Here is a 6,234-nt window from a genome sequence, read left to right on the forward strand (position 1 = left end):
GGCTGCGACCATGACGGCCATGTTGGAGTCCCGCGAGCTCAACCTGACCCTGGACTTCTGCCTCCGCGTCGGCGAGCTCCTGCTCTCGTCCGGAGCCGGCGCGGCGGACGTCACGGCGACCATGCAGGCCCTGTCCTGGGAGTACGGCGTGCGCCGGCCCGAGGTCGACGTCACCTTCACCTCGCTCTCGATGAGCTTCCAGCCCGACCCCGAGGAGCCGGCGGTCGTGCTGATCCGGCAGGTCAAGCAGCGCGACATCGACTACGAGGACCTGACGCTCGTCGACCAGCTGGTCCGCGACGTGCTGCGTGGCGAGGCCGATCTGAAGGACGCCCGGGGGCGGCTGGCCCGGATCGTCTCCTCCGGCCACATCCTGCCGCGCTGGGCGGCCACCCTCGGCTGGGGTGTGATGGCCGCCGGCGTCGGGCTCCAGCTGGGCGGGAACGCAGCCGTGGTCCTGATCGCGGCGGTCGCGGCGATCGCCATCGACCGGTTGCAGCTGGTGATGGGGCGGCGACGGGTCCCGTTCTTCTACCGCCAGGTCGCCGGTGGCGGGGTGGCCACCCTGATCGCCGTGCTCGCGAAGGCAGCCTGGGGCGACCTCGACCCGTCCCTGGTCGTCACCGCGAACCTGATCATGCTGCTCGCCGGCATCGGCTTCATGGGCGCGCTCCAGGACGCGCTCACCGGCTTCTACGTCACGGCCGGCGCGCGGCTCACCGAGGCGCTGCTGGCGACGGCAGGGATCATCGCCGGCGTGAGCGGCGGCCTCACCGTCGCCGACCTGCTGGGCATCTCGGTCGGGAAGATCGAGGTGGGCGCCGCGTCCAACCTCCGGGACGTGACGATGATGGCGGTCGGGGCGGGGATCTGTGCCGCGGCGTTCGCGTTCGCGTCCTACGCCCCGCGCCGCACCCTGGTCTGGATCGGGGTGGTCGCCGCGGTGGCGATGGTGATCAGCCAGACGATCACGCTCGGCGGCGTCGGCAGCACCTGGTCGACGGCGCTGGCGGCGTTCTTCGTCGGCCTCGTGAGCTACACGGTCGCCGGCCGGCTGCTGGTGCCACCGCTCGTCGTGGTGGTCTCCGCCGTCGTGCCGATGCTGCCGGGCCTCTCGATCTACCGCGGGCTGAGCCTGCTGGCCGAGGGCGGCCACTACACGTCGGAGGGGCTGCTGGCGATCATCACGGCCGCGTCGGTCGCGATCGCACTGGCCTCCGGCGTGATTCTCGGTGAGTACGTCGCCCAGCCGCTCCGGCGCGAGGCACGCCGGCTCGAGGGCCGGCTCGCGGGACCGCGCCTGGTCGGCCCGCTCAAGGTGCGGACCCGTCGGGTCAGACGACCGTCGTCCGGTCCGGAAGCACGCGACTAGCGGCCTTCGCCACGATGTCCTGGTAGCGCGAGCCGGTGAGCTTCGCGAGGTGGTGGACCGCGTGCGCGTCGAGCCCGACGAGCACCCGCGCCTTGTCGTGCAGCACGCCCTTGACGATGATCTCGGCGGCCCGCTCCGGGGTCATCTTGGCGAGCTTCTCGTCGAACAGCCTCGCCGTGCGCTCCTTGTCCTCCTTGGCGGAGACGCGGGCGTTGCGCGCGATCGCGGTCTTGATGCCGCCGGGGTGCACCACGGTCACGCCGACCGGGTGACCGGCGACCAGCATCTCCTCGCGGAGCGCCTCGGACATGCCTCGGACGGCGTACTTGGCGGCGTTGTACATGCTCTGGCCGGGCATCGAGACGAGCCCGAACAGCGACGAGATGTTCACGACGTGGCCGTCGCCCGACGCGATCAGGTGGGGCAGGAACTCCTTGGTGCCGTGCAGCACGCCCCAGAAGTTGATGCCGACGATCCAGTCCATGTCGCCGTACTCGAGGTCCTCGAGGTTCCCTGCGAGCGCGACACCGGCGTTGTTCACGACCACGTTCACCCGGCCGAGCTGCTCGGCCACCGAGGAGGCGTACGCCGCGAACGCGGCGCGGTCGGCGACGTCGAGGTGGTCGGAGCGCACCTCCCGGGCGCCGGCCGCCTTGACCAGGTCGACGGTCTCGGCCAGCCCGGCGTCGTCGACGTCGGAGATCGCCAGCAGCGCGCCCTGGCGGGCCAGGTTGAGGGAGAGCGCCCGGCCGATGCCGGAGCCCGCTCCCGTGATCGCCACGACCTTGTCGTCGAAGGACTTCATGCGGGCTGTTCCTCCCTGCTGGTGGGGACCGGGGTGGTGTCGTAGGCGTCGGCGTCGAAGCGGGCGAGGTTGCGGCGGAACGTGAAGGTGGCCTTCGGCCACAGCGTGGTGTTGCGGCCGTGCTCGTCGAGGTACCAGCTCTCGCAGCCGCCCGTCGTCCAGACCGTGCGCTTCATCCGGCGCTGGACGCTGCGGTTCCACTTCCGGTGCGCCGCCTCGCGCGGCTCGATCGCGCCGAGGCCGCGCTCGCGCATGGTGCGCACGGCGTCGCGGAGGTAGGCGACCTGGGCCTCGATGATGAAGACCATGCTGGTGTGGCCCTGGCCCGTGTTGGGGCCGACCAGGACGAACAGGTTCGGGAAGCCGGGCACCGTCGTGCCCTTGTACGCCGCCATGCCCTGCTCGCGCCAGACGTCGGCAAGGCTCCGCCCGGCGGTGCCGGTGACCTGCTCGGCGAACGGCAGGTCGGTGGTGTGGAAGCCGGTTGCCACGACCAGGACGTCGACCGGCCGCTCCACCCCGTCCGCGGTGACGACCGCGTTGCCGGTGACCTTCGCGATCGGGTCGGTCACGAGCTCGGTGTTGTCCGCGGCGAGCGCCGGGTACCACGTGTTGGACCGCAGGATCCGCTTGCAGCCGATCTCGAAGTGGGGAGTCACACGCTCGCGCAGCGCCGGGTCCTTGATGCCCTTGCGGATGTTCGCGAGCGCGGCCTGCTTGGCGGGGGCGGCGATCTTCGGCTCGATGGTGAACGCGGGCACGTAGGCCTCGTGCGCCCAGTAGATGCCGGTCCGGTAGACCTTCCGCAGCAGCGGGAGCCGGCGCAGCGCGCGTCGCTCGAGGGCGCCGTACCGACGGTCGTTGCGGGGGATCACCCACGGCGCGGTGCGCTGGTAGACGTCGAGGTGGCCGCCGCTGGCCGCCAGGGACTGCTGCAGCTCGGGGACGATCTGGATCGCCGAGGCGCCGGTGCCGATCACCGCGACCCGTTTGCCGGCCAGGTCGACGTCGTGGTTCCACCGCGCGGAGTGGAACAGCTCGCCCTGGAACGTCTCGATGCCTTCGATCTCCGGCAGCTTCGGCTCCGACAGGCTGCCCGCGCCGACGACCAGCGTGCGCGACACGACCGTGCGCTCGCCGTCCGGCCCGGTGATCCGCGACCGCCACACCTGGGCCGCCTCGTCCCAGGTGGCGTCCTCGAAGCGGGTGTCGAACTCGAAGCGGTCGAGGGTGCCCGAGCTCTCGGCGACCGAGCGCAGGTAGGCCTGGATCTCCGGCTGCGGGGAGTACGACATCGACCACTCGGGATTGGTCGCGAACGAGTACGAGTAGAGCTGGCTCGGGACGTCGCACGCCGCGCCGGGGTAGGTGTTGTCACGCCACGTGCCGCCGACGTCCGACCCCTTCTCGACCACCAGGAAGTCGGTCTCGCCGTCCTCCTGGAGCTTGATGGCGGCGCACAGTCCCGCGAAGCCCGCTCCGACGATGAGGTGCTCCACATGCATGGGCCGACCGTACTGGCGTTATTGAAAAAGTGTCAATAGAGTGGTGGCCGTGAGTCAGCCTACCCTCCGCCAGACGTCTGGGGGCCGGACCCGCTTGTCGCCCGAGCAGCGGCGGGAGCAGCTCCTCGATCTGGGCGTGAAGCTGCTCGCCCACCGGTCCCTCGATGAGCTCTCGATCGACCTGCTCGCGGAGGAGGCCGGGATCTCGCGCGGGCTGCTCTACCACTACTTCGGCAACAAGCACGCCTTCCACGAGGCCGTCGTACGCCGGGCTGCCGACGACCTGATCGAGCAGACGGCACCCCCGGTCGACGGCGAGCCGATGGAGCGGATGCTGACCTCGTTGTCGGCGTACCTCGACTACGTCGTGGACAACCACGAGGGCTACCTGTCCCTGGTGAAGGCGGCGGCCGGCGGCAACGAGACGCTGCGCGAGATCTACGAGGAGGCCCGGTCGGCGCTGAACGGCCGGGTCTTCCGCGAGGACGCGCAGGGCGACATCATCCCCGACACCCCCGCGACCCGGCTGGTGGTGCGCGGCTGGTCGGCGATGGTGGAGGAGCTGGTGCTCTCCTGGATCGCCGAGCCGCGCGGGGTGACCCGCGAGGAGCTGCTCGAGATCATGGCCGCGTCGCTGCCCGCGATCGTCGAGGTCACGCCGGGCCGGTAGCCGGGGCGGGAGCCGGGGCGGGAGCCGGGGGGTCTCGACACGCTCGCTGGCGCTCGCGACTCGACCACCGACGACTTCTTCGTTGGTCGAGTAGCCCGCCGCGAGGAACGAGCGGGGGGCGTATCGAGAACCCCCCCGCCCGAGCGGGCGACGACACCCCGACGGTCCCCACGAGCGCCAGGGCAGTGACGAGGAGGGAGCGACGGGCAAGTGCTACGTGCTGGACCGCAGCTCCCGCACCGCGAGCGACGCGAAGACCATCGCGGAGCCGAGCGGCGCGCCGGGGCCGGGGTACACCGTGCCGAAGACCGACGCGGCGGAGTTCCCGGCGGCGTACAGGCCGGCGATGTGACTGCCGCCCTCTCGTAGCACGCGCCCGGCGGCGTCGGTGACGAGCCCGCCCTTGGTGCCGAGGTCGGAGAGCACGAAGCGGGCCGCGTAGTACGGCGCCTGCGTCACCGGGGTGAGGGCCTTGTTGGCGCCCTCGCCGCCGGCGAAGAAGGTGTCGTACTCGTCCTCGCCGCGGCCGAAGTCCTCGTCGACGCCGGACTCGCAGAAGCCGTTGAACCGCTCGACGGTGGCCACCAGCTCCGCAGGCGGTACGCCGATCGCGCCGGCCAGCTCCGGCAGCGAGTCCGCCTGCACCCAGGTGCCGGCCGCGAGGTGGGCGGCCGGGTCGCCCTCGGGCATCGCGATGGCCGGCAGCCGGCCGCCCTCCCGGGAGTCGAAGACGTACCAGGACGGGATCCGCTCCGGCGTCTCGGCCATCGCCCGGCCGAACCGGTCGTAGGGGAGGGACTCGTTGGCGTACCGGCGGCCGGCCTGGTCGACCATCAGCCCGGACCGGAAGCCGAGGGTGAACGAGCCGCCGCCGTCCGGCTGCTCGAGACCGGGGCAGAACCATCCGATGCCGCGGTAGTCGGTCGCGGCGCCGATGGACGCTCCGGCGACGATCGGCTCGCCGGTGTTGGTGCCGGCCGGCGCCATCGTCCAGGCGACATCGCCCGGCACGCCGTGCTCCGCGCGCAGCCCGGCGTTGCCCTCGAAGCCACCCGCGGCGACCAGCACGCCGCGGCGTGCACGGATCTCTTTCGGACCCTCGGGGGTCATGCCAGCGACACCCACCACGCGGTCGCCGTCCAGCACCAGCCCGGTCACGGGCAGCTCGGTCAGGACGGTGCCGCCGTCGCGCAGGAATCCGTCCAGCAGTCGCGCGATCAGCGCCTGCCCGCCGCTCAGGGTGTTCCGGCCGCCCTCGCCCGCACGGTCGCGCTCGACCGGCGGCCGCACCAGCGCGCCGACCCGCTCCGGCAGGTCGCCGCGCTTGACGTTGGCCGGCTGGATCGACCGCCCGAACGGCACCCGGCCGGGCGCGGCGTAGTACTCGGGGAACGGCAGCCACTCGAAGTCGATCGCCTCGTCGGCCTCCAGCTCCGCGACGAGCTCGGGCGCGTGGGCGAGGAACGCCTCGACCCTGGCCTCGTCTGGGTCGACCAGGATCGCGCCGAGGTACTCCCGCGCGGACTCCGTCGAGTCCGCGATGCCCGCGCGCTGCTGCACGTCGCTGCCGGGCAGCCAGCACGCCCCACCGGAGTACGCCGAGGTCCCGCCGAGCAGGCCGGTCTTCTCGACCACCACGGTCGACAGCCCCGACTTCTGGGCGAGGAACGCGCCGGTCATCGCGCCCCCACCCGAGCCCACGACCACGACGTCGTACACATCGGTCATGCGGGCGATACTAGAACACGTTCCATTCCAGGCGCCGAATAGCGAGTGCAGGTCGGTGGCCGACGTCCGCCGCTCGTTCCTCGCGGCGGCCTACTCGACCAACGAAGCAGTAGTCGGTGGTCGAGTAGCGAGCGCCAGCGAGCGTATCGAGACC

At 71.8% G+C, this 6,234-nt stretch carries 5 protein-coding genes; 2 read left to right on the forward strand and 3 right to left on the reverse strand.

What is annotated here, in order from left to right:
• Positions 1-19: 19 nt before the first annotated feature.
• A complete protein-coding gene (locus N538_RS25105) occupies positions 20-1,372 on the forward strand; it encodes a threonine/serine ThrE exporter family protein (protein ID WP_081790442.1) in 1,353 nt (450 codons plus the stop codon).
• Here the strand turns inward: N538_RS25105 and N538_RS0112090 are convergent.
• Both N538_RS0112090 and N538_RS0112095 read right to left on the reverse strand, forming a co-directional pair.
• Positions 1,335-2,177, reverse strand: a complete 843-nt coding sequence (locus N538_RS0112090; protein ID WP_028637522.1) for an SDR family NAD(P)-dependent oxidoreductase — start codon at positions 2,175-2,177, stop codon at positions 1,335-1,337. The genes N538_RS25105 and N538_RS0112090 overlap by 38 nt on opposite strands.
• Positions 2,174-3,682: a flavin-containing monooxygenase gene (locus N538_RS0112095; protein ID WP_028637523.1), complete on the reverse strand. Its 1,509-nt coding sequence runs from the start codon at positions 3,680-3,682 to the stop codon at positions 2,174-2,176. Before N538_RS0112095 ends, N538_RS0112090 begins: the two co-directional genes overlap by 4 nt.
• A 49-nt stretch (positions 3,683-3,731) precedes the next feature.
• Between N538_RS0112095 and N538_RS0112100 the strand changes: the two genes are divergently transcribed.
• Positions 3,732-4,352, forward strand: coding sequence for a TetR/AcrR family transcriptional regulator (locus N538_RS0112100; RefSeq protein WP_051549228.1), 621 nt, complete (start codon positions 3,732-3,734; stop codon positions 4,350-4,352).
• Between the two features lie 213 nt (positions 4,353-4,565).
• Here N538_RS0112100 and N538_RS0112105 read toward each other — a convergent pair whose 3' ends face one another.
• Positions 4,566-6,080 carry an FAD-dependent oxidoreductase gene (locus N538_RS0112105; protein WP_028637525.1) on the reverse strand — a complete coding sequence of 505 codons (1,515 nt, stop codon included), beginning with the start codon at positions 6,078-6,080 and terminating at the stop codon, positions 4,566-4,568.
• Positions 6,081-6,234: the final 154 nt, after the last annotated feature.

Source organism: Nocardioides sp. URHA0032, assembly GCF_000620645.1.
Lineage (GTDB): Bacteria > Actinomycetota > Actinomycetes > Propionibacteriales > Nocardioidaceae > Nocardioides.